General features: G+C 69.4%; 27 protein-coding genes. 10 read left to right on the top strand and 17 right to left on the bottom strand.

What is annotated here, in order from left to right:
- Nucleotides 1-4 precede the first annotated feature (4 nt).
- The 5 genes from AC07RM_RS34735 to AC07RM_RS34755 all read left to right on the top strand — a co-directional run bounded on the left by AC07RM_RS34735 (nucleotide 5) and on the right by AC07RM_RS34755 (nucleotide 3,448).
- Entirely contained in the window at nucleotides 5-430 is a 426-nt protein-coding gene (locus AC07RM_RS34735; protein ID WP_093347485.1) for a VOC family protein, read from the top strand.
- Between the two features lie 56 nt (nucleotides 431-486).
- Entirely contained in the window at nucleotides 487-1,023 is a 537-nt protein-coding gene (locus AC07RM_RS34740) for an SRPBCC family protein (RefSeq protein WP_093347488.1), read from the top strand.
- A 44-nt stretch (nucleotides 1,024-1,067) separates the two neighbouring features.
- Nucleotides 1,068-1,487, top strand: coding sequence for a VOC family protein (locus tag AC07RM_RS34745; RefSeq protein ID WP_495322617.1), 420 nt, complete (start codon nucleotides 1,068-1,070; stop codon nucleotides 1,485-1,487).
- 61 nt (nucleotides 1,488-1,548) lie between these two features.
- A complete protein-coding gene (locus tag AC07RM_RS34750; protein ID WP_495337378.1) occupies nucleotides 1,549-3,024 on the top strand; it encodes a DHA2 family efflux MFS transporter permease subunit in 1,476 nt (491 codons plus the stop codon).
- A gap of 64 nt (nucleotides 3,025-3,088) precedes the next feature.
- The gene (locus AC07RM_RS34755) at nucleotides 3,089-3,448 is read left to right on the top strand and encodes a DUF1428 domain-containing protein (RefSeq protein ID WP_093347496.1); all 360 of its coding nucleotides are present in this window, start codon (nucleotides 3,089-3,091) and stop codon (nucleotides 3,446-3,448) included.
- Between the two features lie 18 nt (nucleotides 3,449-3,466).
- Here AC07RM_RS34755 and AC07RM_RS34760 read toward each other — a convergent pair whose 3' ends face one another.
- The 3 genes from AC07RM_RS34760 to AC07RM_RS34770 all read right to left on the bottom strand — a co-directional run bounded on the left by AC07RM_RS34760 (nucleotide 3,467) and on the right by AC07RM_RS34770 (nucleotide 5,844).
- Complete coding sequence (locus AC07RM_RS34760) at nucleotides 3,467-4,228, bottom strand: sulfite exporter TauE/SafE family protein (RefSeq protein ID WP_203202790.1); 762 nt, start codon at nucleotides 4,226-4,228, stop codon at nucleotides 3,467-3,469.
- Between the two features lie 94 nt (nucleotides 4,229-4,322).
- Nucleotides 4,323-4,928, bottom strand: coding sequence for a nuclear transport factor 2 family protein (locus AC07RM_RS34765; RefSeq protein ID WP_296741500.1), 606 nt, complete (start codon nucleotides 4,926-4,928; stop codon nucleotides 4,323-4,325).
- 40 nt (nucleotides 4,929-4,968) lie between these two features.
- Nucleotides 4,969-5,844: an intradiol ring-cleavage dioxygenase gene (locus AC07RM_RS34770; RefSeq protein WP_495337379.1), complete on the bottom strand. Its 876-nt coding sequence runs from the start codon at nucleotides 5,842-5,844 to the stop codon at nucleotides 4,969-4,971.
- Nucleotides 5,845-6,010: 166 nt separating this feature from the next.
- Between AC07RM_RS34770 and AC07RM_RS34775 the strand changes: the two genes are divergently transcribed.
- Together AC07RM_RS34775 and AC07RM_RS34780 are read left to right on the top strand one after the other, a co-directional pair.
- Nucleotides 6,011-6,943, top strand: a complete 933-nt coding sequence (locus AC07RM_RS34775) for a LysR family transcriptional regulator (RefSeq protein ID WP_495337380.1) — start codon at nucleotides 6,011-6,013, stop codon at nucleotides 6,941-6,943.
- A gap of 145 nt (nucleotides 6,944-7,088) precedes the next feature.
- Nucleotides 7,089-7,559 carry a DoxX family protein gene (locus AC07RM_RS34780; RefSeq protein ID WP_490879945.1) on the top strand — a complete coding sequence of 157 codons (471 nt, stop codon included), beginning with the start codon at nucleotides 7,089-7,091 and terminating at the stop codon, nucleotides 7,557-7,559.
- Between the two features lie 12 nt (nucleotides 7,560-7,571).
- Here the strand turns inward: AC07RM_RS34780 and AC07RM_RS34785 are convergent, their stop codons facing one another.
- Entirely contained in the window at nucleotides 7,572-8,318 is a 747-nt protein-coding gene (locus AC07RM_RS34785) for a Crp/Fnr family transcriptional regulator (protein ID WP_495337381.1), read from the bottom strand.
- A 53-nt stretch (nucleotides 8,319-8,371) separates the two neighbouring features.
- Between AC07RM_RS34785 and AC07RM_RS34790 the strand changes: the two genes are divergently transcribed.
- Nucleotides 8,372-10,015: an adenylate/guanylate cyclase domain-containing protein gene (locus AC07RM_RS34790; protein ID WP_495337382.1), complete on the top strand. Its 1,644-nt coding sequence runs from the start codon at nucleotides 8,372-8,374 to the stop codon at nucleotides 10,013-10,015.
- Between the two features lie 168 nt (nucleotides 10,016-10,183).
- The gene (locus tag AC07RM_RS34795) at nucleotides 10,184-10,642 is read left to right on the top strand and encodes a hypothetical protein (protein WP_495322625.1); all 459 of its coding nucleotides are present in this window, start codon (nucleotides 10,184-10,186) and stop codon (nucleotides 10,640-10,642) included.
- Nucleotides 10,643-10,742: 100 nt separating this feature from the next.
- Here AC07RM_RS34795 and AC07RM_RS34800 read toward each other — a convergent pair whose 3' ends face one another.
- The 6 genes from AC07RM_RS34800 to AC07RM_RS34825 all read right to left on the bottom strand — a co-directional run bounded on the left by AC07RM_RS34800 (nucleotide 10,743) and on the right by AC07RM_RS34825 (nucleotide 16,915).
- Nucleotides 10,743-11,804, bottom strand: a complete 1,062-nt coding sequence (locus AC07RM_RS34800; RefSeq protein WP_495337383.1) for a maleylacetate reductase — start codon at nucleotides 11,802-11,804, stop codon at nucleotides 10,743-10,745.
- Between the two features lie 98 nt (nucleotides 11,805-11,902).
- Nucleotides 11,903-12,313, bottom strand: a complete 411-nt coding sequence (locus AC07RM_RS34805; RefSeq protein WP_495337384.1) for a DoxX family protein — start codon at nucleotides 12,311-12,313, stop codon at nucleotides 11,903-11,905.
- Nucleotides 12,310-13,731 (bottom strand): MFS transporter, encoded by a 1,422-nt coding sequence (locus AC07RM_RS34810; protein WP_495337385.1) that lies wholly within the window; start codon nucleotides 13,729-13,731, stop codon nucleotides 12,310-12,312. Before AC07RM_RS34810 ends, AC07RM_RS34805 begins: the two co-directional genes overlap by 4 nt.
- Nucleotides 13,728-14,948, bottom strand: a complete 1,221-nt coding sequence (locus AC07RM_RS34815) for a 3-hydroxybenzoate 6-monooxygenase (protein ID WP_495337386.1) — start codon at nucleotides 14,946-14,948, stop codon at nucleotides 13,728-13,730. Before AC07RM_RS34815 ends, AC07RM_RS34810 begins: the two co-directional genes overlap by 4 nt.
- A gap of 1 nt (nucleotide 14,949) precedes the next feature.
- The gene (locus tag AC07RM_RS34820) at nucleotides 14,950-15,921 is read right to left on the bottom strand and encodes an amidohydrolase family protein (RefSeq protein ID WP_495337387.1); all 972 of its coding nucleotides are present in this window, start codon (nucleotides 15,919-15,921) and stop codon (nucleotides 14,950-14,952) included.
- Between the two features lie 7 nt (nucleotides 15,922-15,928).
- Nucleotides 15,929-16,915 carry a Bug family tripartite tricarboxylate transporter substrate binding protein gene (locus AC07RM_RS34825; protein ID WP_495337388.1) on the bottom strand — a complete coding sequence of 329 codons (987 nt, stop codon included), beginning with the start codon at nucleotides 16,913-16,915 and terminating at the stop codon, nucleotides 15,929-15,931.
- A gap of 73 nt (nucleotides 16,916-16,988) precedes the next feature.
- Between AC07RM_RS34825 and AC07RM_RS34830 the strand changes: the two genes are divergently transcribed.
- On the top strand, nucleotides 16,989-17,438 hold the full coding sequence (locus tag AC07RM_RS34830; RefSeq protein WP_093347531.1) for a MarR family winged helix-turn-helix transcriptional regulator: 450 nt from the start codon (nucleotides 16,989-16,991) through the stop codon (nucleotides 17,436-17,438).
- A gap of 9 nt (nucleotides 17,439-17,447) precedes the next feature.
- Here AC07RM_RS34830 and rtcA read toward each other — a convergent pair whose 3' ends face one another.
- The 7 genes from rtcA to AC07RM_RS34865 all read right to left on the bottom strand — a co-directional run bounded on the left by rtcA (nucleotide 17,448) and on the right by AC07RM_RS34865 (nucleotide 24,865).
- Nucleotides 17,448-18,536: an RNA 3'-terminal phosphate cyclase gene (gene rtcA / locus AC07RM_RS34835; RefSeq protein WP_495337389.1), complete on the bottom strand. Its 1,089-nt coding sequence runs from the start codon at nucleotides 18,534-18,536 to the stop codon at nucleotides 17,448-17,450.
- A 66-nt stretch (nucleotides 18,537-18,602) separates the two neighbouring features.
- Nucleotides 18,603-19,481 (bottom strand): nucleotidyltransferase domain-containing protein, encoded by an 879-nt coding sequence (locus tag AC07RM_RS34840; protein WP_495337390.1) that lies wholly within the window; start codon nucleotides 19,479-19,481, stop codon nucleotides 18,603-18,605.
- A gap of 27 nt (nucleotides 19,482-19,508) precedes the next feature.
- On the bottom strand, nucleotides 19,509-20,186 hold the full coding sequence (locus tag AC07RM_RS34845; RefSeq protein ID WP_495337391.1) for a hypothetical protein: 678 nt from the start codon (nucleotides 20,184-20,186) through the stop codon (nucleotides 19,509-19,511).
- Nucleotides 20,183-21,100, bottom strand: a complete 918-nt coding sequence (locus AC07RM_RS34850) for a zinc-ribbon domain containing protein (RefSeq protein ID WP_495337392.1) — start codon at nucleotides 21,098-21,100, stop codon at nucleotides 20,183-20,185. Before AC07RM_RS34850 ends, AC07RM_RS34845 begins: the two co-directional genes overlap by 4 nt.
- A 59-nt stretch (nucleotides 21,101-21,159) precedes the next feature.
- A complete protein-coding gene (locus AC07RM_RS34855; RefSeq protein WP_495337393.1) occupies nucleotides 21,160-22,386 on the bottom strand; it encodes an RtcB family protein in 1,227 nt (408 codons plus the stop codon).
- Between the two features lie 31 nt (nucleotides 22,387-22,417).
- A complete protein-coding gene (locus AC07RM_RS34860; RefSeq protein ID WP_495337394.1) occupies nucleotides 22,418-23,434 on the bottom strand; it encodes a hypothetical protein in 1,017 nt (338 codons plus the stop codon).
- A 279-nt stretch (nucleotides 23,435-23,713) separates the two neighbouring features.
- Entirely contained in the window at nucleotides 23,714-24,865 is a 1,152-nt protein-coding gene (locus tag AC07RM_RS34865; protein ID WP_495337395.1) for a slipin family protein, read from the bottom strand.
- Between the last annotated feature and the right edge of the window lie 411 nt (nucleotides 24,866-25,276).

Genomic DNA, 25,276 nt, shown 5'->3' on the forward strand with positions numbered 1-25,276 from the left:
TGCCATGAAAGTCCAGTCCTATCTCTCGTTCGAAGGCCGCTGCGACGAGGCCATCGCGTTCTACGGGAAGGCGCTCGGCGCCGAAGTCGTGCAGCTCATGCGCTACAGCGACGCCCCCGCCGACATGCCGCCCGACGCGGACGGCTGCGCCGGTGCCATGCCCGGTCCCGACAAGGTCATGCATGCGGTGCTGCGCATCGGCGAGACCGAGCTCATGGCCTCCGACGGCCGCTGCTCGGGCCAGGCCGAGTTCAAGGGAATCATGCTGGCGATCACCGCGCCCACCGAGGCCGACGCACGCAAGTGGTTCGACGCGCTGGCCGACGGCGGCCAGGTGATGCAGCCCCTGATCCCCACCTTCTTCTCGCCGGGCTTCGGCATGGTCGGCGACCGCTTCGGCGTGGGCTGGATGGTGGTGGTCGGCGACTGAAGCCGCGCCGCGCGAAGCCCCTTTCCCCTTTTTCATTCGTCGTTCCCGAGCGCTCCATGTTCAAGAAAATCGCCCTCCTCCTCGTCGTGCTGATCGCCGGCGTCCTGCTGTTCGCGGCCACCCGTCCCGACAGCTTCCGCGTCGAGCGCAGCGCGCGCATCCAGGCACCGCCCGCGCGGATCGCGCCGCTGGTCGCCGACTTCCACCGCTGGAGCGAATGGTCGCCCTACGAGAAGCTCGATCCGGCCATGAAGCGCAGCTTCGGCGGCGCCGCCAGCGGCCCGGGCGCGACCTATGCCTGGGAGGGCAACGACAAGGCCGGCGCCGGCCGCATGGAGATCCTCGAGGCCTCGCCCACCAAGGTCTCGATCAAGCTCGACTTCCTCCAGCCCTTCGAGGCCCACAACACCGCCGACTTCAGCTTCCAACCGCAGGGCGACGCGACCCAGGTCACCTGGGCCATGCACGGCCCGGCGCCCTACGTCTCCAAGCTCATGGGCCTGTTCTTCGACATGGACACCCTGATCGGCAAGGACTTCGAAGCCGGCCTCGCCAACCTCAAGACCGCGGCCGAGAAGCCGGCGGGATCCTGAGCCTGTCCCTCCCCACTCACCCTCCACTCACCCAAGGAACTCTCATGTCGCTCCTCAATGCCTATCTCACCTTCGACGGCAACGCGGCCGAGGCCATGCGCTTCTACGAGAAGACGCTCGGCGGAAAAATGGAAATGCTCATGACCGTGGGCGAAAGCCCCGAAGCCGCCAACATGCCGCCCGAGGCCGCCAGCCGCCTGATGCACGCCAGCCTCGTGGTCGGCGACAGCACGCTCATGGCCTCCGACAGCATGCCGGGCATGCCGTACGAGGGCATGAAGGGCTTCGGCGTCGCGCTCAACTACCCGACGGTCGCCGAAGCGAAGCGCGTGTTCGACGCCCTCGCCGACGGCGGCCAGGTCGGCATGCCGTTCGAGAAGACCTTCTGGGTCGAAGGCTTCGGCATGGTGACCGACCGCTACGGCACGCCCTGGCTGATCAACGGCGGCGCCTCCCTCGTCTGACGAAGAACGCCACAACCATCCGCCGGGCGGCGCGCCGCCCGGCCCCTGAGGAATCCTTTCCATGACCGAATCCCTCGACAACCGCAAGCGCTGGCTCGCCCTGATGGTGCTGTGCCTGGGCGTGCTGATGATCGTGCTCGACACCACCATCGTGAACGTCGCGCTGCCCTCGATCCGCACCGACCTCGGCTTCACCGAGACCTCGCTGGTGTGGGTCGTCAATGCCTACATGCTGACCTTTGGCGGCTTCTTGCTGCTGGGCGGGCGGCTCGGCGACCTCTACGGCCACCGCCGCGTCTTCCTCGCCGGGCTGGTGCTGTTCACGCTGGCCTCGCTGGCCTGCGGCATCTCGACCACGCAGGGCCTCTTGATCGCCGCGCGCGCGGTGCAGGGCCTGGGCGGCGCGATCGTGTCGGCCGTCTCGCTGTCGCTGATCATGAACCTCTTCACCGAGCCGGCCGACCGCGCCAAGGCGATGGGCGTCTACGGCTTCGTCTGCGCCGGCGGCGGCAGCATCGGCGTGCTGCTCGGCGGCCTGCTCACCAGTTCGCTGAGCTGGCACTGGATCTTCCTGGTCAACCTGCCGATCGGCGTGGCCGTGTATGCGCTGTGCATCGCGCTGCTGCCGAGCGCGCGCGGCCAGGCCCATGGCGAGAAGCTCGACGTGGCCGGCGCGGTCACGGTCACGCTCTCGCTGATGCTCGCGGTCTACGGCGTGGTCAACGGCAACGAGGCCGGCTGGCGCTCGGCGCAGACGCTGGGCCTGCTCGGCACCGCGGTCGCGCTGCTCGCGATCTTCATCGCCATCGAGGCCAGGGTGAAGCATCCGCTGATGCCGCTGGGCCTGTTCCGGCTGCGCAGCGTCTCGGTCTCGAACGTGGTGGGCGTGCTGTGGGCCGCGGCGATGTTCGCCTGGTTCTTCATCTCGGCGCTCTACATGCAGCTGGTGCTCGCCTACACGCCGATGCAGATCGGCCTGGCCTTCCTGCCGGCCAACGTCATCATGGCCGTGTTCTCGCTGGGGCTGTCGGCAAAGATCGTGATGCGCTTCGGCATCCGCCGTCCGCTCGCGGCGGGCCTGTGGCTCGCGGCCATCGGGCTCGCGCTGTTCGCGCGCGCGCCGGTCGACGGCCGCTTCGCGATCGACGTGCTGCCCGGCATGCTGCTGCTGGGCCTGGGCGCCGGCATGGCCTTCAATCCGCTGCTGCTGGCCGCGATGAGCGAGGTGAGCCCGAGTGAATCGGGCCTGGCCTCGGGCGTGGTCAACACCGCCTTCATGATGGGCGGCGCGCTGGGCCTCGCGGTGCTCGCGAGCATCGCGGCCGCGCAGACCGGCTCGATGCTCGCGGCCGGCGCGAGCACGCCGCTCGCGCTCACCGGCGGCTACCAGATGGCATTTCTCGTCGGCGCCGTGTTCGCGGCGGTGGCGGGTTTGTTGGGCGCCCTGCTGCTTCGCTCCGCCATGCCGGGGCAGATGCAGAACAACGAGGAATCGGCAGGCCCCGGGAGCGCGGCGAATGGCGCGGCAACGTCCTGACGGGCTGCTGCTGGGCCGGCCGCCGTTTCTGTTTCTCTTTCCCTTCTTTTCAAGGAGTGTTCCCATGGCTCGCTATGTCGACGGTTTCATCGTGCCGATTCCCGCCAAGAACGTGGAGGCCTACCGCAAGGTGGCGCGCAAGGCCGGCAAGGTCTGGATGGAGTACGGCGCGCTCGAATACGTGGAGTGCGTCGCGGACGACGTCAAGCCCGGCAAGCTGACCTCGTTCCCGCAGAGCGTGAAGCTCAAGGCCGACGAGGTGGTCGCTTTCTCGTGGATCGTCTACAAGTCGCGCAAGCACCGCGACACGGTCAACGCCAAGGTGATGGCCGACCCGCGCATCGCGGCGATGGACCCGAAGACCATGCCCTTCGACGCCAAGCGCATGATCTTCGGCGGCTTCAAGTCGATCGTCGAATTCTGAGCGCCACGGCGGCGGGACTCAGGCCGCCACGAAGCCGTCGTAGACGAGCTTGAGCCCCGTCAGCAGCATGCCCAGGTAGACGAAGCGGTAGAACCAGGTGGCGTCGATGCGCCGCGCGATGCGGATGCCGACCCACACGCCCAGCGGCGCGAAGGGCATCAGCGCCAGCGAGGTGGCCAGCGTGCGCAGGTCGATCAGGCCCAGCCACGCATAGGGGATCCACTTGCTGAGGTTCACCACGAAGAAGAAGTAGGCCATGGTGGCCGTGAACACCACCGGCGACAGTCGCAGCGGGATCACGTAGGCATTGATCGGCGGCCCGCCCGCGTGCGCGATGAAGCTCGTGAAGCCCGACACCGTGGTCAGCGCGGCGCCGATGCCGCGCGAGGGCAGCGGATCGTTTGGCTTGGGCGGGAACAGCACGCGCTGCGCCAGGAAGAGCAGCGTGAACACGCCCACGATGCCCGCCACCGTGTGCGCCGACAGCGCGCGGAACAGCAGCGTGCCGATCACCGTGCCCAGCAGGCCGAAGGGGATCAGGAACTTCAGCAGCGAGCGGTCGAAGTCGCGCCGGAAGGCCGCGAGCCCCAGCAGGTCCATCAACAGCAGCAGCGGCATCAGGATCGCCGCGGCCTGCGGCACCGTGACCGCGAGCGCCATCAGCGGCACCGCGAGCGAACCGAAGCCCGCGCCGAAGCCGCTCTTGCTGATGCCGAGCAGCAGCACGGCGGGAATGGCGACCGCGTAGAAGTGCGGGTCGGTGATGAGGGGGAAGACCATGGGCAGGGACGGCGCGCGAAAAAAAGCCCGTCGTCGCGGCGGGCCCCGGCGAGCGTAGCAGGAAGGCGCGCGGGCCGCTGCGGCCCAGCCCGGCTCAGCGCTCGAGCGCGCCGCCCGCGAGCCAGCGCGCGCCGCGCTGGTACAGCGCCTCGACCGCCGGCCCCTTGAGCATCGGCATGTCGAGCTTCACCGTGTAGCCGATGCGCTGCTGGATGTAGGCCAGGTGGCGGTAGCCCTCGGGCAGCTCGGCCAGCTTGGCGGCATCGAGCGTCACGGTGGCGGCCGGGTCGATCGGGTCGATGCGGTCCTTCTCGTAGATCGGCTGGCGGTGCAGCAGCTTCCACTGCCCCTCGTGCAGCACCACGAAGTCGTAGAAGCGGCCGGTGCACACCACGTCGCAGGGCACGCCCTCGACCGGGCCGCGCTGCGAGATCGTCATCTTGGTCTGCACGATGGCGCGCTCGCCCGCCAGCTCGATCGCCGAGCCGCCAAGGAAGTGCAGGATGCTCACGCCCTTGGCCCAGCCTTCCCGCGTGACGCGGATGAACTCGGCGAACGGCCCCTGGAACCAGGTCGCCATCATCACGCCCTCGGGATGCCACACGGTGGCGAAGCGCTCCCAGTCGCCGGCATCGCGCCAGACGGCCCAGCGTTCGATCATGCGGCGGATCAGCAGCTCCTGCTGCAGCGTGTCGTTCATTCCTTTGTCTCCTGGTTCCGGTATGTGTCGTCGTCGGTGTTCAGGCCGGCTGTGCCGCGGCCTGCGGTGCGGATCGCGCCGGCGCCGCTGCGAGCGGGTTCAGCACGAAGTCGAAATCGAGCCGCCAGCGGCCGTCGGCCTGCCGCGTCCACGGCGCCACCAGCGATTCGCGCACCGCGAACACCGCATCGGAATCGAGCCACTGGTCGCCCTCGCGGAACACGTGGGTGATGAGCCGCTCGTAGCCCGGCGCCTGGATCATGAAGTGCAGGTGCGCGGGCCGCCACGGATGGCGCTTGGTCGCGTCCAGTAGCTGGCCCACCGGCCCGTCGGTCGGGATCGGGTAGGCCTCGGCCAGCACGCTGCGGAAATGCAGCGCGCCGTCGGGCCCGGTGTGCAGGCGGCCGCGGTTCTCGGCATGGCCGAGCTCGGGATGCTGCACGTCGTAGTGCCCGCCCGCGTCGGCCTGCCACACGTCGACCACGGCACCGGCCACCGGCGTGCCGTCGAGGCCGCGCACCGTCACGCTGACGTCGCAGGGCTCGCCGGCCGCGCCGTTGGCCACGTCGTCGCCATGCGCGTACTCGGGCGCGCCCTCGACATAGAAGGGCCCGAACACCGTCGCCTCGGTGCAGCCCGCGGGCTTGTCGTTGTTCATCGCGATCGTGAGCATCGACAGCCCCAGCACGTCCGACAGCAGGATGAATTCCTGGCGCGTGTCGTCGCACATCTGGCCCGTGGCCGTCAGGTAGTCGATGCCCTGCTTCCACTCCGCCTCGGTCAGCTTCACCTCGCGCGCGAAGGCGTGCAGGTGCTGCACCAGGCTGGTCACGATCTCGTGCAGCCGCGGGTTCGGGGTGTCGGCGAAGCGCGCGAGCACGGCCTGGGTGATGTTGTCCTGGTTGAGATTGCGCATGGCGGCTGTCTCCATTCGTTCGAGGGGTTCGCCCGACTCTAGGCGTCGGACCGGAGGGCGCAAAGCACCTCGGCGCAAATGATTTTTCCGCCCAGCGGAACGGTCGACCCACCCCCTGGGACAAAATCCCCCAGCCCGAAAAAGACGCTCGCCGGAGACACGCCCCATGGACCGCTGGACCGAAATCGCCCTGCTCGTGCAGATTGCCGACGCCGGCAGCCTGAGCCGCGCCGCCGAGGCGCTGGGACTGTCGAACGCGGCCGCCAGCCGCCACCTGAGCGCGCTCGAGGCGCGGCTGGGGGCCCGGCTGGTCGAGCGCAACACGCGCCGGCTCTACCTGACCGACACCGGCCGCGAGTTCTGCGGCCGCGCGCGCACCATCCTGTCGGACCTCGACGATGCCGAGACGGCCGTCAACGCCACCGCGTTGCAGCCCTCGGGCACGCTGCGCATCACGGCCTCGCTGTCGTTCTCGATCCACCACATCGCGCCGCTGCTGCGCGAGTACACCCAGCGCTATCCCGGGGTGAAAGTGCACGTGGAGGCGGCCAACCGCTACTTCGACCTGATCGACAACAACATCGACGTGGCGATCCGCACGCGCGAGTACGAGCCCGATTCCAACGTGACGATCCGCCGCCTCGGCGAGACGCGGCGCATCCTCGCGGCCTCGCCGCGCTACTTCGCGCAGCACGGTTTCCCGAAGACGCTGGAGGAGCTGCAGCAGCACAAGCTCTTGATCTACACCTACGCCAACAACCCCAACGAGCTGCGCTTCACCGGCCGCGACGGCGAGGTCCGCACGGTGTCGGTGCGGGGGCTGCTCGAATCGAACGACGGCCAGGTGCTGCGCGCCGCGGCGCTCGACGGCATGGGGATCCTGGTGCAGCCCACCTACATCGTCTACGACGACATCGTGGCCGGCCGGCTGGTGCCCACGCTCGACGACTGGGACCTGCCGCACCTGCGCATCAACCTGGCCTACCCGAGCCGCAAGCACCTGTCGGCCAAGGTGCGCAGCTTCATCGACTTCATGGCCGCGCACTTCCACAAGATGGACTACGAGCGCAAGTGGACCGGGCATTTCCTGGGCCGCTGATCCACCCGCCCGAGCGGCTTTCTCGAAAAAAGGTGCGTAAACGCACCGACCGGCCCGCCGCCTCCTGCGCACACTGGAAACGGACCTGCCCGCATCCCGCGGGCGGGCACTGTCTTTTCCCATCCTGACCGCTCGAGGAACCGCCATGAACACCCAGGCCGCCACCGCCGCCACCCCGCGTGCGCCGATCGCTTCGTCGTTCGCCGCCCCCGCCCTTGCCAACGACGACGCCGGCAAGCTGCTGCTGCGCGTCGCCATCGGCGTGCTCGTGCTGCTGCACGGCATCTTCAAGCTCTCGGCCGGCGTCGGCTTCATCGGCGGCATGCTGGCCAAGGCCGGCCTGCCCGGTGGCCTGGCCTACCTGGTCTACGTCGGCGAGATCGTCGCGCCGCTGCTGCTGATCGCCGGCTTCTGGACCCGCGCCGCGGCCGCCGTGATCGTGGTCAACATGCTGTTCGCCTTCGGCCTGGTGCACATGGGCGACTTCTTCGCGCTGACCAAGCAGGGCGGCTGGGCGCTCGAACTGCAGGGCCTGTACCTGTTCGGCGCGCTCGCCGTGGTGCTGCTGGGCGCGGGCCGCTTCAGCGTGGGCGGCACGACCGGCCGCTGGAACTGAGCGCGCGGTGGTTCAGGACGCGTCGCCGCGCACCTGGGCCACCATCCGCTCCAATCGGCCGGCATCTTCCAGCACCAGCGCGCGGCCGTCCTTGCGCAGCACGCCGCTGCGCACCAGCGCATTGAGCTCGCGCGTGACCTGCTCGCGGTTGGTGCTGATCTGGCTGGCCAGGGCCGCATGGCGCGGTGCGGGTTCGAGCCGCGCCTGGTTGCCGTCGAAGCCGGCGCCGCGTGCCAGCCGCAGCAGTTCGGCATGCAGCCGGTTCTGCACGCCCAGGGTGCTCAGGTCGATCACGCGTTCGCTGAGCTGACGCACCAGCGCGGCCAGCCGCTGCATCACGCGCTCGGCCACCAGCGGCTCGTCGCGCAGCAGGGCCAGGAAGGCGGTGCGGTCGAGGCTCGCGACCACGCAGGGCTCGAGCGTGACCACGTCGGCCGAGCGCGGCCCGCCGTCGATGGCGGCGATGTCGCCGAAATGCTCGCCGGCCTCGGAGTCGCGGAAGGTCACCTGGCGGCCATTGGCCGAATAGGTGGTCACGCGCACGCGGCCCGAGACCAGCAGGAACACCTCGCCCTGTTGCTCGGCGCGCAGCAGCAGCGGCTTGCCCGCCGCCACGCTGTGCCACAGGCACTGCTGCGCGAGCTGGTCGAGCCGCTGCTCGGACAGACCCGCGAAGAGCGCGATCTGGCGCAGCGCGAGGCTGGAGCGCGGGGCGGCCGGAGCCGGGGAGGAAGGCGAGGAAGGTGTGGTGGAGGCCATGCCGGGTCGGTGGGCGCCGCGCATTATGCTCGGGTGCCCTTCCGACCCGCCGCATGCACAGACGTTCCCCATCCGCCCTGAGAACGCCCACGCGGCGCAACCTGCGCTGGGCCAGCGGGATCGTGCTGATGGCCTACGTCACGCTGCACCTGCTCAACCATGCGCTGGGCATCGCCTCCTTCGCCCGGGCCGAGGCGGTGCTCGACCAGTTGCGCGCCTTCTGGCACAGCCTGCCCGGCACCCTGCTGCTGTATGGCGCCGCGCTGGCGCACCTGGCGCTGGCCGTGGTCGCGCTGTGGGAGCGGCGCACGCTGCGCATGCCGCCGCTCGAGGGCCTGCGCGTGCTGCTGGGCTTCTCGCTGCCGCTGCTGCTGGCCACCCACCTGACGGCGATGCGCGGCGCCTACACCGTCTACGGCATCGAGGGCTCGTACGCGCGCGTGGTCTGGGGCCTGTGGGACCTGCCGGGCGCGAGCGCGCAGTTCGCGCTGATGCTCGCGGCCTGGGTGCACGGCTGCCTGGGCCTGCATTTCGCGCTGCGCGTGCAGCCCTGGTACCGCCGCTTCTCGCACCTGCTGCTGGCCATCGCCGTCGTGCTGCCGCTGATGGCCGCCGTGGGCTTCGTCTCGATGGGGCGCGAGTTCCAGTGGACCGGCGTGCCGCCGACGGCCGTGCCCACGGCCGAGCAGTCACGCGCGCTCGGCGCGATCGAGCACAACATCAAGCTCTTCTATGCGCTGGCGCTGGCCGCGCTGCTGCTCGCGCGCTGGGGCCGCACGGCCTTCTACCGCTGGTCGGGCCGGCCCTCGATCGCGCTGCGCTATCCCGAGCGCACGGTGCACGTGCCGCGCGGCTGGAGCGTGCTCGAGGCCAGCCGCTCGCACGACATCGCCCACCTGTCGGCCTGCGGCGGCCGCGCGCGCTGCTCGACCTGCCGCGTGCGCGTGAACGGGCCCGCCGGCCACGTCGACCCGCCGGGCCGCGACGAGCAGCGCACCCTCGAACGCGTGCGCGCGCCGGCCGACGTGCGCCTGGCCTGCCAACTGCGCCCGCGCGGCGACATCGAGGTCACGCCGCTGTTCGCGCCGCGCCCCAACGAGGGCCGGCCCGCGCCCGTGGGCAGCTTCGGCCACGAGCGCGACGTGGCGATCCTGTTCGTCGACCTGCGGCGCTGGTCGGGGCTGTCGGAGCGCCAGTGGCCCTTCGACCTCGCCTACGTGCTCGACCGCTACTTCGCCACCGTCGGCGCCGCGGTGCGCGAGGCCGGCGGCGTGCCCAACCAGTTCATCGGCGACAGCGTGATGGCGATCTTCGGCCTCGAGACCGACCTCGCCACCGCCTGCCGCCAGGCGCTGCGCGCCACCGCGCTGATCGGCGAGCGCATGGACGCCTGGAGCGAGGGCTTCGAGGCCCAGTTCGGCCAGCGGCTGGACTTCGGCATGGGCCTGCATGCGGGCCGCGCCGCGGTCGGCGAGGTCGGCTACCTCGAGACCACCACCTTCACCGCGATCGGCGAAGTGGTCAACACCGCGAGCCGGCTGCAGGACCATTCGAAGAAGGCCTCGGCGCGGCTGGTGCTCTCGCTGTTCGCGGCGCAGCAGGCCGGCGCGGCCGACACGCTCGGCGAGCCCGAGATGCTCGCGGTGCGCGGGCGTACCGAGCCGCTGGCGGTGCTGTACGCGGTGCGAACGGCCTGAGTCTTCATCCCCGTTTCTCCCCACTGCCAGTGGGGTTCACGGCCCGCGCGCGATCGCTCGAAAGCAGTGCGCAAACGCACAGCGCGAACCACGATGCGGTTTCACACTGCATCCCGTGGCAACGACGAATGTCCGCCGCCCACACAGACATCCCAAGGGACTCTCATCATGAACACCAAGCAACTCATCGCTCTCTCCGCTTTCGCACTCGCAGCCGGCGCCGCCTCGGCCCAGACCGTGCCGGCCGAAGCCTGGGTGGGCGCGCCGATCGCCACCACCGGCAGCGCGCTGAGCCGCACCGACGTGCGCGCCGACCTGGACCGTTCGAAGACCGTGGCCCAGGCACCGCAGGAAGCATGGGTCGGCAGCGAAGCCGGCGAGAACGTGGCCGCCGGCGCCCTGAGCCGCGCCGAAGTGAAGGCCGACCTCGCGCTGTGGACCCGCGCCGGCCTGAACCAGTACGCGCGCATCGATGGCATCGACAGCACCAACCCCGATTTCCGCCAACGCACGGCCGCCTACGAGCGCCTGCGCAACAGCCCGGCCTACCTGGCCGAAGTGAAGCAGCTGCAGGGCGTGCCCTCGGTGGCCAGCACGCAGCCCGCGGGCGGCGAAGCGGCCAACTGAGAACCGCAACCGGACCTCGCGCGAAGGGCGCGAAGGTCCCGCCAGCACGGCGGGCCCTTCGCGCCCTTCTTCTTTTTGGGTAAAGGAGAGAAGCAGCCGCTCAGGGCCGCGCGCCTTCCCAGGCGTTCTGCAGCAGCGCGCGGATCGCGTCGCGCTCCAGCGGGCGCGGATTCGGATACTGGTTCTGCAGCGCCTGCGCGCAGGCCACGTCGAGGTCGGCTTCCTTCATGCCGATGTCGCGCAGCGCCACCGGCGCGCCGTTGTCGCGCGCGAGCTCGTACACGACCTGCGCCGCGCTGTTGCCGCCAAGGGCGCCGGCGATGCGCTCCATGGCGCGCGGCGCCGCCGCGGCGTTGTAGGCCAGCGCATGCGGCAGCACGATGGTGTGGGTCTCGGCATGCGGCAGGTTGAAGCTGCCGCCGAGCGTGTGGCAGAGCTTGTGGTGCAGCGCCATGCCGACGTTGCCGAGCACAGTGCCGCACAGCCATGCGCCGTACAGTGCATCGCCGCGCGCCGCCACGTCCTGGGCCGAGGCACGCAGCACGGGCAGCGCACGGCCCAGCGCGGCGATGCCCTCCACCGCCATCAGGTCCATGATCGGATTGGCATCGACCGCATAGAGGCCCTCGGCCGCATGCGCGATCGCGTTGATACCGCTGGTCACGCTCATCGCCACCGGCAGGCTCAGCGTGAGCTCGGGGTCGTAGATCACGGTGCGCGGCAGCACGCGCGCGTCCTTGCCGGTCTTCTTGAGGCCGGCCTCGGTGATGCCGTAGATCGGCGTCATCTCCGAGCCCGCATAGGTGGTGGGAATGGCGAGGATCGGCAGCCCCGAATCGAGCGCGATCGCCTTGCCCAGGCCGGTGGTCGAGCCGCCGCCGATGGCCACGGCGCAATCGGCATCGAGCCGCCGCGCCACCTCGCGCGCCTCGCGCGCGGTCTCGATCGGCACGTGCATCACGGCGCGGTCGAACACGCCGGCCGCATGGTCGCCGAGCAGGGCAGCGATGCGCTCGGCCTGCGGCCGCTGCTCGGGCGTGGACAGCACCAGCGCGCGGCGCGCGCCGAGCGCCTCGATCTCGCGCGCCAGGTGCTGCAGCGCGCCGGCACCGAAGACCACGCGCTGGGGCGCGCTGTTGTAGATGAAGGAAGAAATGGTCATGCGTCGGGCTTTCTTTTTTCAGGGCGCGAGGCGCCCGCCGCGAGTCTCCCGCGCGCCCGCGCGCGCTGCCATGCCGCGAACGGAAAGCAGTTTTCCGCTCAGCGCACAGTCTCCCTGGCGCGGGCCTGCACGATCAGCAGCAGGAAGCCGCCCGCCATCGCCACGTTCTTGAGGAAGTTGTTGAGCTGCGCATTGAACTGCGCCGCATCGGCCGCCCAGAAGGCATGGGCCGCGAAGGCGGTGGCGAGGGTGAAGAGCGCGAGCGCACCCGCCACCCACTTCACGCGCCAGCCCGCGACCAGCAGCAGGCCGCCGCCGATCTCGAGCGCGATGGTCAGCGGCAGCACCACGTCGGGCAGCGGGATGCCGAGCTTGGCGAAATAGCCGAGCGTGGCGCCATAGGTCATGAGCTTGCGCGTGCCCGCGATCAGGAAGATCGCGGCCATCAGCACGCGGGCCGCCACCACCGCCGCGCCGCCCTCGCGCGCACCCACCGTTGCCGTCGTCATGTCTTCTCTCCTTCGCGCGTCGCCGCGCCGTTGTTGCCGTTGTTTCCGTCTTTGTGGCCTTTGCCGAATCCCGTGCGCCCCATGCAGAACACCATCGCGCACGACAGCAGCGCGGGCAGCGCCGCCGCCACGAACAGCGCGCCGTTCGACCAGTGCAGCCCGATCAGCCAGCCCGCCACCAGCGGCCCCGCGATCGAGCCCGCGCGGCCGATGCCGAGGCTCCAGCCCATGCCGGTGGCGCGCACCGTGGTCGGATAGACGCTCGAGGCCAGCGCGATCAGCGCCGGCTGCGCGCCGACGATGCAGAAGCCGCTGACCACCACCGCCGCCAGCATGGCCGCGAGCGGCAGCGCGGGCTGGCCAATCAGCGCGATGGTCAGCACCGCGAGCGCGAACACCGGCACCAGCACGCGATAGAAGCCCACGCGGTCGATCAGCGGCCCCATCGCCACCGTGCCCACCACGCCGCCCACCTGCAGCAGCGTTCCGGCGGCCACCGCCACGTTCGGGCTGTAGCCCGCGTCGACCGCCAGCGTGGGCAGCCAGTTGGCGAGGAAGAACAGGTTCAGCAGGTTGAGGAAGTTGATGCCCCAGAGCAGCAGCGTGGCCCGCGCGCGGCCGCCGCGGAACAGCTCGGCCACCGGCGCGCCGTCCTGCTTCGCCTCGTGCACCACGTAGCGGCTGGCGGCATCCACCGGCACGCCGGGCGCGATGTGGCGCAGCCACTGCTGCACCCGGTCGAGCCGCCGCCCGCGAAGCACCAGGAACTGCATCGACTCGGGCATGTAGCGCAGCATCAGCGCCGCGATCACCAGCGGCACCACGCCGCCGAACACGAACACCGCGCGCCAGCCGCCCAGCGGCAGCAGCAGCGCGCTGATCGCGCCGCCGAGCACCGCGCCGCCCGTGAAGCCGCACGAGACCCACATCATCAGCGTCACGCGCCGCCGATGCGGGCTGTACTCGCTGGCCAGCGCGCTGGCGTTGGCCATGATGCCGCCCAGTCCGATGCCGGTGACGAAGCGCATCGCGAGCAGCTGGCCCAGCGTCTGGACCCCCGTGGTCGCGAGCATGCACAGCGCGAAGAACACCGTGGCCGCGATCAGCACCGGCCGGCGGCCGAAGCGGTCGGCGCAGATGCTCAGCACCAGCGAGCCGACCAGCATGCCCAGCAGGCCGGCGCCGAACACCGGGCCCAGCGCAGCCTTCTCGATGCCCCATTCGTGCACGATCGCGGGTGCCACGAAGCCCATCGCCTGCACGTCGAAGCCGTCCATCACCACCGCGCAGCCCACCAGCACCAGGATCCAGCGCTGGAAGCTGCTGACCGGATGGCTGTCGATCAGCGCGGGGATGTCGATCGGCGCGCGCAGCTCGGCGGCACCGCCCGTGCCCACGGATTCGGCGATGGCCCTCACGCGACGGCCTCGTCGAGATCCAGGCAGTGCTCGGCGCTCCAGCCGTAGAGCCATTCGAGCGCATCGTAGAAGCGCGCCTGCGGCCGGCCCTTCCACATGCTGTTGCGCACCTGCCGCTCCACGCCCTTGGCGTGGTAGATGCGCCCCATCTCGCGCGCCGACAGCACCACGCGCGCGGTGCGCGCCACGCGCGAACGCTCGTACAGCGCGAGCGCGCGCGGCCAGTCGCCCTGCGTGTGGCGCAGCGCGAGGCCGAGCGTGACCGCGTCCTCGCAAGCCATGCAGGCGCCCTGCGCGAGGTACTGCACCATGGGGTGCGCGGCATCGCCCAGCAGGGTGGCGCGGCCGAAGGTCCATTGCTCGATCGGGTTGCGGTCGGCGGTCGAGTAGCGCTTCCAGGCCTGGGGCACGCGCAGGATCTGCTGCACCCGCTCGCAGGTGCCGGCGAAGAAGCGCAGCAGCTCGGCCGGGTCGCCGTCCATCGAGCCCCATTCCTCGGGCCGGTCGCTGTGGAAGGTGGCGGCCAGGTTGAACTTGTCGCCGCCCTTGAGCGGGTAGTGCACCAGGTGGCAGTTGGGGCCGACCCAGATGCACGGCGCGGTGAAGCGCAGCGCCTCGGGGAACTCGGCTGTGTCAACCACCGCGCGGAACACCACATGGCCCGACACCCGGATGCCGTCGCCCACGTACTGCTGGCGCACCACCGAGCGCACGCCGTCGCAGCCGATCAGCGCCTGCCCTTCGTGGCGCCCGCCCTGTGCGTCGATCAGCGTCACGCCCTCGGCGTCCTGTTCGATCTTCACGCCTTTGGTCGAGGTCAGGAACTCGATCTGCCCGTCGCGCGCCGACTGCACGCCGTCGAGCAGCGCGCCATGGATGTCGGCACGATGGATCACCGCATAGGGATTGCCGAAGCGCTCGCGGAAGGCATCGGCCAGCGAGATGCCGGCCACGCGCCGCGCATCGAGCGCGTCGAACATCACCATCTCGTCGGTGTAGACCGCCTTGGCGCGCAGCTGCGCGCCCACGCCGAGGGCATCGCAGGCCGCGAAGGCGTTCGGGCTCAGCTGGATGCCGGCACCGATCTCGCCGATCCGACCCGCCTGCTCGATCACCTTGACGCGATAACCCTCGCGCACCAGCGCGAGCGCCGCCGCCAGCCCGCCGATGCCGCCGCCGGCCACCAGTACCGGCCGCGTGTCTTTCGCAGCGCCCATCTCAGTTCAGCCCGAACAGCCGGCGCGCGTTGTCGCGGCCGATCTTGCGCCGGTCGTTCTCGCTGATCTCGCAGCGGTCGAACCAGCGCGCCGCGTCCTCGTGCTTCTCGAACGGATAGTCGACCGAATACATGATGCGGTCCGATCCCACCTCGAGCATGGTCGACAACAGGGTGGGCGTGCGGAAGTTGCCGCTGGTCGTGATGTGCACGTTGCTGCGCAGGTAGTCGCCGATCTCCTTGTCGCAAGGCATGCCGCGGCGGCCCTTGCGCAGGATGTGGTCGACGCGCCAGATGTTGAACGGAATGCCCTCGCCGAAGTGGCCGAGGATCATCTGCAGTTCGGGATGGCGGTCGAACAGGCCGCTCGACAGCAGGCGCAGCGCATGGATGCCGGTCTCCACCGCGAAGGCCCAGGTCGGGCCGGTGAGCCAGTGCGCGCCTTCGTAGATCGGCTCGCGTGGCAGCAGCGGGTCGCGCGGATGCATGTAGAAGGGCTTGCCCAGCGCCGCGGCGGCACGCCAGAAATCGGCGAAGCGCGGGTCGTCGTAGTAGACGACCGTCTGCTCGTCGCCGACCTGCGAGAAGCCGTTGACCAGGAAGCCGTGGAAGCCCAGTTCCTTCACGCAGCGCTCGAGTTCGCGCGCCGCGGCCTCGGGGTCCTGCAGCGGCAACGCCGCGAAGCCGCCGAAGCGCGCGGGATGACGGCGCACCTGCTCGGCCAGCACGTCGTTGGCGCGCTTCGCGACCTCCACCGCGCGCCTCGCGTCGGGAATGCCCTGCACCGCGGGCGAGTTCAGCGAGAGGATCGAGAAGGCCGTGCCCCACTGGTCCATCTGCTCGAGGCGCTGCTGCTCGAAGTCGAGCAGGTTGCTCCTGAGCGTCTGCCACACCTCGGGCCGTGCATAGACCTGCGAGTCGGCGATCGTCAGGTCGATCGCGAAATGCTCTTCGAGCGCAATCTTGTCTTTCATGGGGTGTTCACTCCGGTTTGATGTTCAGCTTGTCGAGCACGTCCTGCCAGGTCTTGCGGTCCTCGGCGATGTAGCGCGCCAGTTGTTCGGGCGTGCCGGGGCGCGGATAGGTGCCGAGCTCGCGCGACTTGGCGACCACCTCGGGCAGCAGCAGCGCCTCGTTCATGTCCTTGTTGAGCTTCGCGAGCACCTGCGCGTCGACGCCCTTCTTCGCGATCACCGCGAACCAGCCGTGCGCCACCGCGCCGGGCACCGTCTTGCTCGCGAGCGGGAAGGCCTCGAGGCCGGGCTCTACGCGGTCACCCATGCTGGCGAGGATGCGCATGCGGCCGCCCTGCACGTTGCCCGCGACCACGTTGTAGGTCTCGACCATCATCTGGGTCTGGCCGCCGAGCGTGGCCTGCATCGCCTGCGCGCCGCCCGGGTAGTGCACCTCGAGGAACTGCGCGCCCGACTGCAGCCCGAGCAGCGCCGAGGCCAGGTGCGGCGCCGTGCCGCGGCCGTTGTCGGCCACCTCGACGCCCTGCGGTCTGGCGCGCGCGGCCGCGATGAAGTCGGCCAGCGTCTTGTGCGGCGAATTGCCGGGCACCGCGAGCATGAAGGGCGCCACCGCCGCGAGCGTGACCGGCACGAAGTCGCGGTTGAAGTCGTAGCTCACGCCCTTGATCGTGCTCGGTGCCACCGAGATCGCCGAGCCCTGCACGAAGCCGAAGCTGTAGCCGTCGGCGGGCGCGGCGAGGATGCTGTTCATGCCGATCACGCCGCTGCCGCCGGGCCTGTTGTCGACGATCACGCCCTGGCCCCACTTCTCGCCGAGCTTCGCGCCCACGAGGCGAATCAGCACGTCGGGCGCCGAGCCGGCCGGGAACGGCACGATGAAGCGCACGGGCTGGGCGGGCCATTTCGCCGCCGTCTGCGCCTGTGCGGCCGGCAGCGCCGAAACGAGGGCCAGCAGGGCCGCGACGGCGTGCCTGCGCGAGTGTCCGAGGCTCATATTCTTGTCTCCATTTACTTGATTATTCAAATAAGTGGGCGGACTATATACTTGAACAATCAAGCATGTCTAGATGAAAACCCCAACGTCAGAACACGACCTCGAAAAGGCCATTCCCTTCCTGCTGGCACGCGCCGGCGCGCGCATGGGCAATGCCTTCGCCAAGGCCCTCAAGCCCTATGGGCTGAGCCTCAGCGAGTGGCGCGTGTGCGCCTCGCTGCAGCACACGCCGCGCCAGACGCTCTCGGAGCTCGCGACGCATGCCTCGACCGACCTGTCGGCGCTGTCGCGCATCGTCGACCGCCTGGCGGCCAACGAGCTGGTGATGCGGGAAAAGTGCGACACCGACAAGCGCGCGGTGCGCATCGCGCTGACCGAGCGCGGGCTCGCGCTCACGCTCGAGCTGATCCCGCTCGCGCAGCACTACGAGGCGGTCGCGATCTCCGACTTCAGCCCGGCCGAGGTCAAGACCCTGCGCGCGATGCTGCTGCGGCTGTACGCGAACGCGACGCCGCTGGCCTGAGGGGTTGGCTCAGGCCGGTTCGACGCGCACCGTCGAGGCCGCGCGCGCCTGCGCGATCGCGAAGCGCACCGGCAGGAAGCGCTCGATCACCGCGCAGTTGGTGCGCGTGTGCTCGGTCACCTCGCTGCAGGTGAACGCCGCGCCGCGGCCGCCTTGCCAGGTCGCCAGCGCCAGCAGCAGCGCGAACTGGTCGGCCAGGTGCGGCCCGACCGCCGCCTCGCTCTTGAGGAAGCCGCGCAGCTCCTTCACCAGCGCGTGCGCCACCTGCTCGGCGCTCAGCGTCTTCTCGCCGAAGGCCGTGAACACCTCGGTCACCTCGGCATGCACCAGCGTCGCGATCAGCGCATTGCCCGGGCCCTCGTTCTGTCGCGTGGCGCCGTAGCGCAGTTGCTCGCCGGTCCAGCCCATCGCCGCGCCCAGGGTCTCGAGTTCACGCGTCATCACATGGCGCGCGATGCCCGGCGCCAGGCATTCGGCATGGCGCTCCAGCGCCTCGCCGCGCGAGAGCAGGTCGAAGGGCTTCAGCGCGCCGGCCGCCGGCACGATGTCCGCCTCGACCTCGCCGCCGCCGGCCGGATAGAAGCCATGGCGGCGCAGCTGCAGTCGCAGGTCGGCGCCGAGCCGGCGCACCAGCGGCGCGAAGGCGCGCTCGAGGAAATGGAACGGCGGCGCCATCGGGTTGTGCGTGCCGCCGCTCAGGTGCAGCCGGCTCGCCGCGCCGGCCAGCAGCAGCGGCGGCAGCACGGTCTGCAGCACCAGCATGCAGCTGCCCGCGCCCGAGATCGCGAAGCGGTACTCGCCCGCGCGCACCGGGCCCGGCGCGAAACGCAGCGACTGCGAACCGAGTTCGGCGCCCTCGACGGCCGCGCCGCTGATGGCGGCCGCCGCGTTCACGCACGCGAGGTGCTGACGCATCAGGCCCGGTTTGGCACGGCCGGCGCGAATCTTCTCGATGGCCATGGGCTGCCCCGTCACCATCGACAGCGCGAGGCTGGTGCGCAGGATCTGGCCGCCGCCCTCGCCTTGGGAGCCGTCGAGCACGACGGTCTGCAATGGCGCCGCATGCGCCTGTTCTCGTTGGATTTCTTCTTCTTTCATGGCTGTTCTTCTCGTAGTGGGCGCGGTCCTCGCGCGCCCCTGTTCCCCGTTGTCCTTGCTGCGCCCTCAGCCGCAACCCTGCGACTCGTGGCGCACCGCGCTCTTCGCATCGCCGCCCCCGAAACGCAGCACCGTGTCGCTCAGGAAGGCATCGAGCCCCGACGCATCGGCCGGCGGCAACGCCGTCACGGGCTCGGCAGCATGCGCGGCCAGCTCCGCCTCGATGAAGGCATGGATGCCCGGCCAGCGCGGACTGGTCGCGGCCTCGCCCGCGCGCATCTTCACCTCGAGCAGTGCGTTGATCTCGTCGATCAGCGCGGCGTCGCGCACCGCATCGAGCGTGTGCTGCGCGAGATCGGCGAAACGCATCGGCGGCACACCGGGCCGCATGCGGATCCAGCGCGCGGCCAACAGCGGGCGCAGCACGTAGAGGTACTTCTTGTAGCGCACCGTCTCGGCCTGCAGGTGCTCGCGGAAGTTCTTCTTCGCCATCGAGGCGTAGTGATGCCAGCCGCGCGCGTTGGAGAACACCGCCTCCGACAGCGCGCGAAAGCGCGGCATCGCCTGCGCGTCCTCGCGGTAGACGATCGGCGAACGCAGCCACTCGAGCAGCGTCGGGTTCGATTCGCGCATCAGTCCCAGCGCCTTGCGCAGGTCCCAGCCGTTGATGTCGAGATCGCCGCTGATCGGCAGCTCGATCACGTCGCGCCGCGGCGTCACCGTGAGGTACCACTGCAGGCGGTTCACGTAGATGAAGCGCACGTCGTAGTCGCTGTCGGGCGAGGCGAAGCCCCAGCCACGGCTGCCCGATTCGCAGGCGAACAGCACCGTCACCTCGTGCCGCGCCTCGATGGCGGCGAGTTCCTCCATGATCTGCGCGCGCATGGCGGGCTCGACCGGGTGGGCCGAGCGGATGCGTTCTTCTTCATGTCGTTGCGGTTTCATCGTTGTCCTTTCCCTGTCGTTCGTCATTCAATCCGTCGTGCTCGCCATCACCGCGGCCAGCGTGCCACGGCGCGGATTCCACACGGTGAAGCACCAGATGCCCCACCACTCCTTGCCGTCCTCGAAATACGCGCTCCACAGGCTGCGCTCGGGCTCGCGCTCCGAATCGCCGACCCAGTCGAGCAGCACGAGGCCCTCGTCCGGCAGCAGCCCGGTGGCCTCGCAGAAGCGCGGGAACAGCGAGGCCCGTTCGGCTTCATCGGCCACGGTCAGCGGATAGGGCGGATCGCCGAAGGCCTGGCAGAGCCACTCGAACCAGTCCACCTCGTCGAGGTCGCGCGTGTGCGCGATGCGATGCTTCGGCGGATAGCCGTCGGCCGCGATCACCGCCGCCGCATCGAGCCGCGTCGCGCTTGCGCTCGCCACGTCGAAGGCCCGTTGCGCATCGAAGCTGGCCGGCTGCAGGGACGGGTTCTTTTCCATGGCCTCGCGCCAGTGGCGTTCGGCCCGCGCCATCGTTTCCTCGCCCAGCCGCCGCAGCACCTCGCGGTGATGCGCTTCACCCACGGCCGTTGCCTCGCCGGCCACGCGGCAGACGCTGAACTCGAACACCACGCCCACGCGCTGCAGCGTGGCGCGCAGCGCGTCGTGCGCGGCCGCCTCCTCCGATGCCATCGGCACGACCTCATCCTTCGATGCGCTCATTCCGGCTTTCTCCCGAATCGTTGGGCCCACTGGCGGACCTCCTTGTCCGCATGGGCGTTCAATGCCGCGACCTGCGCCGGCCCGGGCACGAGTCCCAGGCAATGCGCCATCGCCAGCCACCGCAACAGCCGATGATGCCCTTCACCGCGCCGCGCGAACTCCGCCTCGCCGCATGCCGCGAGGCGCGCGGGCGGAATGGCGGCCAGGAAGGCACGCCAGTTCCACGGGCTCGCACGGCCGCGCAGGCAGGCTTCGAGCGCCCAGTCCTCGTCGGCCGGATGGCGCAGCTTCGCGGCCAAGGCCTCGGCCGCCACCTGCGCGCCCTGTCGCTCCCAGCTGTTCCATGAGGGTTGCCAGGCATCGACGAGCGCGCGCAGGCGCGCGAGATCGGCCGCCGAACCCCAGTGGCCCAGCGCCTCGATCGCCAGCGTGCGCAGGCCCCACCACTTGCTCTCGAGCGTGGCATCGACCTCGGCGCGCGCCGCGGGCGTTGCGGGTGCGTCGGCGAACGCACGCAGCCGTTGCGACATCTCGCCCAGCAGGTTCGCGCCCTCGCCTTCGCGCGAGGCGGACCGCGCCGCGCGCAGCGCCCGCCGGCATGGCAGGCAGCGCACTGCACGGCTGTCGATATTGGCGTGCATCGTCTCGTACCACCACTTCTGCTGCTTCGCCGTCCACACCTGCTCGGCACCGCAGTCGCGGCAGGTGAAGGCGCGGTCGACGTAATAGGTGGGCAGCGCGCCATAGGTGTTGTTGTGGCGTGCCAGCACCGCCACGTCGGCAGGCTCGAGGCCCGGCGCGCGCCGCGACAGCAGGTGCCGCTGGTCGGGCAGCCGCAGTTGTGCCTCGATGCGCGCCGCGCGCTCGAGGCGGCGGCCGCGGATCTCGGCGCGGCGTTGCTTGTTGCTCTTCATCTCGTCGTCCTCGTCCGGTCTCTCTGAAAAAGGAGGCCGATCGGGACGACCTCCTTGCGCTAACCCTTCACGCACACCACCTGCTTGAGCGTGTAGACCACCTCCACCAGGTCCTTCTGCGCCTCCATCACCGCGTCGATGTCCTTGTAGGCCATCGGGATCTCGTCGATCACGTCGGCGTCCTTGCGGCATTCCACGCCCTCGGTCGCGGCGATCTGGTCGGCGATCGTGAACAGCTTCTTCGCCTTGGTACGGCTCATCTTTCGACCGGCGCCGTGGCTGCAGCTCATGAAGCTCTCGGGGTTGCCCTTGCCGCGCACGATGTAGCTCTTGGCGCCCATGCTGCCGGGAATGATCCCGAGCTCGCCGGCCTTCGCGCTCACCGCGCCCTTGCGGGTCACGAGCACGTCCTCGCCGAAGTGCGTTTCGCGGCTCACGTAGTTGTGGTGGCAGTTCACCGCTTCCACATGCGCCTCGAAAGGCTTCGTGATGACCTTGCGCGCGGCCGCGACCACGCGCTGCATCATCACCTCGCGGTTCGCACGTGCGAACTTCTGGGCCCAGCCCACCGCGCGCACGTAATCGCCGAAGTACTGGGCGCCTTCCTCGAAGTACGCCAGGTCCTGGTCGGGCAGGTTGCGCTGGTGCAGCTGCGCGTCCTTCTTCGCGAGTTCGATGAAGTGCGTGCCGATCGCGTTGCCCACGCCGCGCGAACCCGAGTGCAGCATGAACCACACCGAACCCGCCTCGTCGAGGCAGACCTCGATGAAGTGGTTGCCGGTCCCCAGCGTTCCCAGGTGCTTGTGGTTGTTCGTGTTCTTGATGCGCGGGTAGTCCTCGCAGATCGCATCGAACTCATCCACCAGCTTGGCCCAGGCAGCGTCGGTTTCGTCGGGCGGCGTTTCCCACGAGCCCTTGTCGCGACCCATGCGCTTGGGGTTCGAGCCGTGCGGCACGGCCTTCTCGATCGCCGAACGCAGCGGGCCCAGGTTGTCGGGCAGGTCGTTGGCATGCAGCGTGGTCTTGCACGCCATCATTCCGCAACCGATGTCCACGCCCACCGCGGCCGGGATGATGGCCTTGAAGGTCGGGATCACCGAACCCACGGTCGCGCCGATGCCGTAGTGCACGTCGGGCATGGCCGCGATGTGCTTGAACACGATCGGCAGGCGAGCCGCGTTTTCGAGCTGCTTGCGCGCCTCGTCTTCCACGGGCACGCCGCGGGTCCACATCTTCACGGGCACGCCGTTGGTCACTTCGTGCAGCTTGTAATTCTTCTCTTGCATTTCATCTACCTCGTGTTCTCTCTGCGGGTGTTCACGCCACGTGCAGCACACCCTTTCGGATTTTTCCCTTCTGGCGGTCGATACGGCGCCAGCTGCTGTTGTCGTTCATCGTGATCCAGCGGCGTTCCTCGGCACGGTAGAACCAGTCGCGCTCCTGCTGGTAGTAGACCTGGATGTCGCTGCTCTCCCAGATGTTCACGATCTCGTTGCCATGAGCGTGGAACTCGTCGAAGTCCGTGGTGGCCTTCTGGCCCATCTCGCTGTACTGGCCGTTCAGTTGCAGCAGCAGGCGATTGATCTCGTCGGGGAGACGCTCGGCCTTCAGCCCGATCTTCACAGCCTCGTCCATCAGGATCGGATAGTTGTGCGACGGATACTTCGAGTTGAGCGTCGCGGCGACGCGTTCCGAAACTTCGCTCTCCGCGATGTGATAGCTCAGCAGCTCCTTGCACAGCATGATCGACAGCGATTCCGCACGATCGAGCGCGCCCACCACCAGGGGGTGCACGTACTGGAACAGGGACTTGTAGGCGTTGTCGGTGCTGTCGCCCTGCTGTTCGCGCCACAGGCGGATCACGCGCTGGAGCTCGTCCAGGCTCACGCTCACGCGGTCGTTGTCCCGGTCCAGGGGCGACAGAGCGTGTTTGAGCGAGGTGTCCACCGCCGTCAGGTAGGCCGTGGGCCCCATCAGGATGCGGTCCGCTCCCAGCGCGACCATGGTCGCGGCCGAGGCGCACTCCAGCGGCACCAGCGCCACCAATTCGCGGCAATGCTGGCGCAGCAGGTTGATCAGCCGCAGCGACACCTGGCCGCTCCCGCCGCCGGACTTCAGGAACAGGTAGATCGTCTCGTGCTGGCCGACGTTCTGGAGCACTTCATAGAGTGCGACGACGTCAGAGTGGCACACCGAGCCGCGAGGATTGTTCCAGTAGGTCACCACGGGCCCGCCGAGCAGCCGTGCGAGCTGGCCGATCACGCCCTGCGTCTTGTTGAACAGCACCGGGGGCTGCTTGATCTTCACGCTCTGTTTTTCGTTCTTCTCTTCCATGCTTTTCTCCATTTTTTTCCTCTGATGGTGGACACGGCGGGAGTCGAACCCGCATCAATACGGCGACCGCGGTGCTTGAATTCAGCGGCCCAGTCGACGATTGGAAACGCGCGCCAGTGACAGACCCGTCATCGGAGCCAGCACCTGCATCCTCAACCTTGCTCGTCGACCGACTTGCCCGCCGTACCTGGTCTTACCCAGGCTGCCGGCCATATCAACATTTTTTGCAGTGGCGCTCCCTTCCATGCCTGCGTGCCCGTATCTTCCCTTTCCGACCGCTCAAGCCCCGTTCGGCCGCAGCGTCACGAGCCCGTTGAGCACCTGGTCCAGGCCGCCGATCACCGAGATCTTGTCGATCCGCTCGGCCACGCGTTCCAGCGTCTCGAGTTCCTTCATCCGCAATGCGACGGGGTTGCCCTCCATCACCTTCGCGGTGTTCAGCAGCGAGCGCGTGGCCGCGGTTTCCTCGCGGCGGCGGATCACGTTGGCCTGGGCCGATTTCTCGGCCTCCACCACCTGCGCGAGGATGGTCTTCATCTCGCCCGGCAGGATGATGTCCTTCACGCCCACGCTCTCGAGCACGACACCCGAACCCTCGAGCCGTTCGCGCACCTGCGCCAGCACCGTCTGGTCGATGGCCGCCTTGTTCTCCAGCAGCGCATCGAGCGTCTGTTCGCCCACCGCGGCGCGCAGACCGAACTGCAATTCGCGGTAGACATGCTCGGCCGGCTTCGGCATCTGGGCCAGGGCCTGCCGCACGTCGGCGAAGCGCCACACCGCCGACAGGTTCAGCCGCAGCCCCACCTTGTCGCGGGTCAGGATCTCCTGGCCGCTCACTTCCGCGATCTGCGAACGCAGGTCGATGCAGCTCACCGCCACCTGGCGGTTGAAGCGCCAGAAGCCGTGGTTGCCCGCCGGCAGCAGCGCCTGCATCTGCCCTTCGAGCGTCAGCACGCCGACGTGGAACTCGGGCACCTGCACCAGCAGCACGCCTTCGAGACCCTGCACCGCACGCGGACGCAGCGCCACGCTCTGTAGCTTCGACAGCAGATCGGCCGGCAGGCGCGCATCGACCGCCACGTCGACCACGTCGACGCGCTGCTCGCGCAGGCCGCGCCAGTACAGCTTGCGCGTTGCGGGCGGCAGGATCTGCACCAGCACACCGTCCTCATGGCGCAGGCCCACCTGGGTCTCACCCAAGGAAACCTGCACGAACTCGCGTGCCACCAGTTCGGGCTCGTGCGCCAGGAAGTAGTCGGCCAGCTCGTGCTCGAACACCGGCTCGCCGAGCGCGAAGCGCTCCAGCTTCACGGTGTCGAAGCCCGCGAACACGCGATGCTTTCCCGGGCCGAGCAACTGCTCGAAGTCGCCGTTGCGCAGCAGCAGTGCGCGCTCGTTCTTCTTGATGGTGATCTGGTGGAAGCCCAACATTTCTTCTCTCCTTCTTCGCTTTTCGTTCGTTTCGTCGTCTTGTTCTTGGCAATGAATCCAGACCCTCGAAAGGGCAGGCGGCGGGCCTCGCGGTCGCCAGGGGCTGCAGCGCGGCGCTCGCGCGGTTCGGTGGTGCCTCCTGTCGTTGCGATCGCAACGCCCTCCTCACCGTCCTCGCCGTCGATGGCCGCACGCAATTCCCTGACGCACGCACGGTGCGCAAGCCGCCTGCGCTTGGCACGGTGTCGCGCGCCGCAGAACCGGGGCTCTGCGCCATCGCTCCGGTGTGCCGGGGCGGGGGGCTTTCGCCCCATCGGATGGCGGTGCACGCACCGCCGGGTTTTTCGCGGGAATCGAACCCGCAACGCCATGTGATCCACACGGTGCTCAACCATGAGCAAACTGGATCGA

This window comes from Variovorax sp. GW821-FHT09B05, assembly GCF_059418265.1.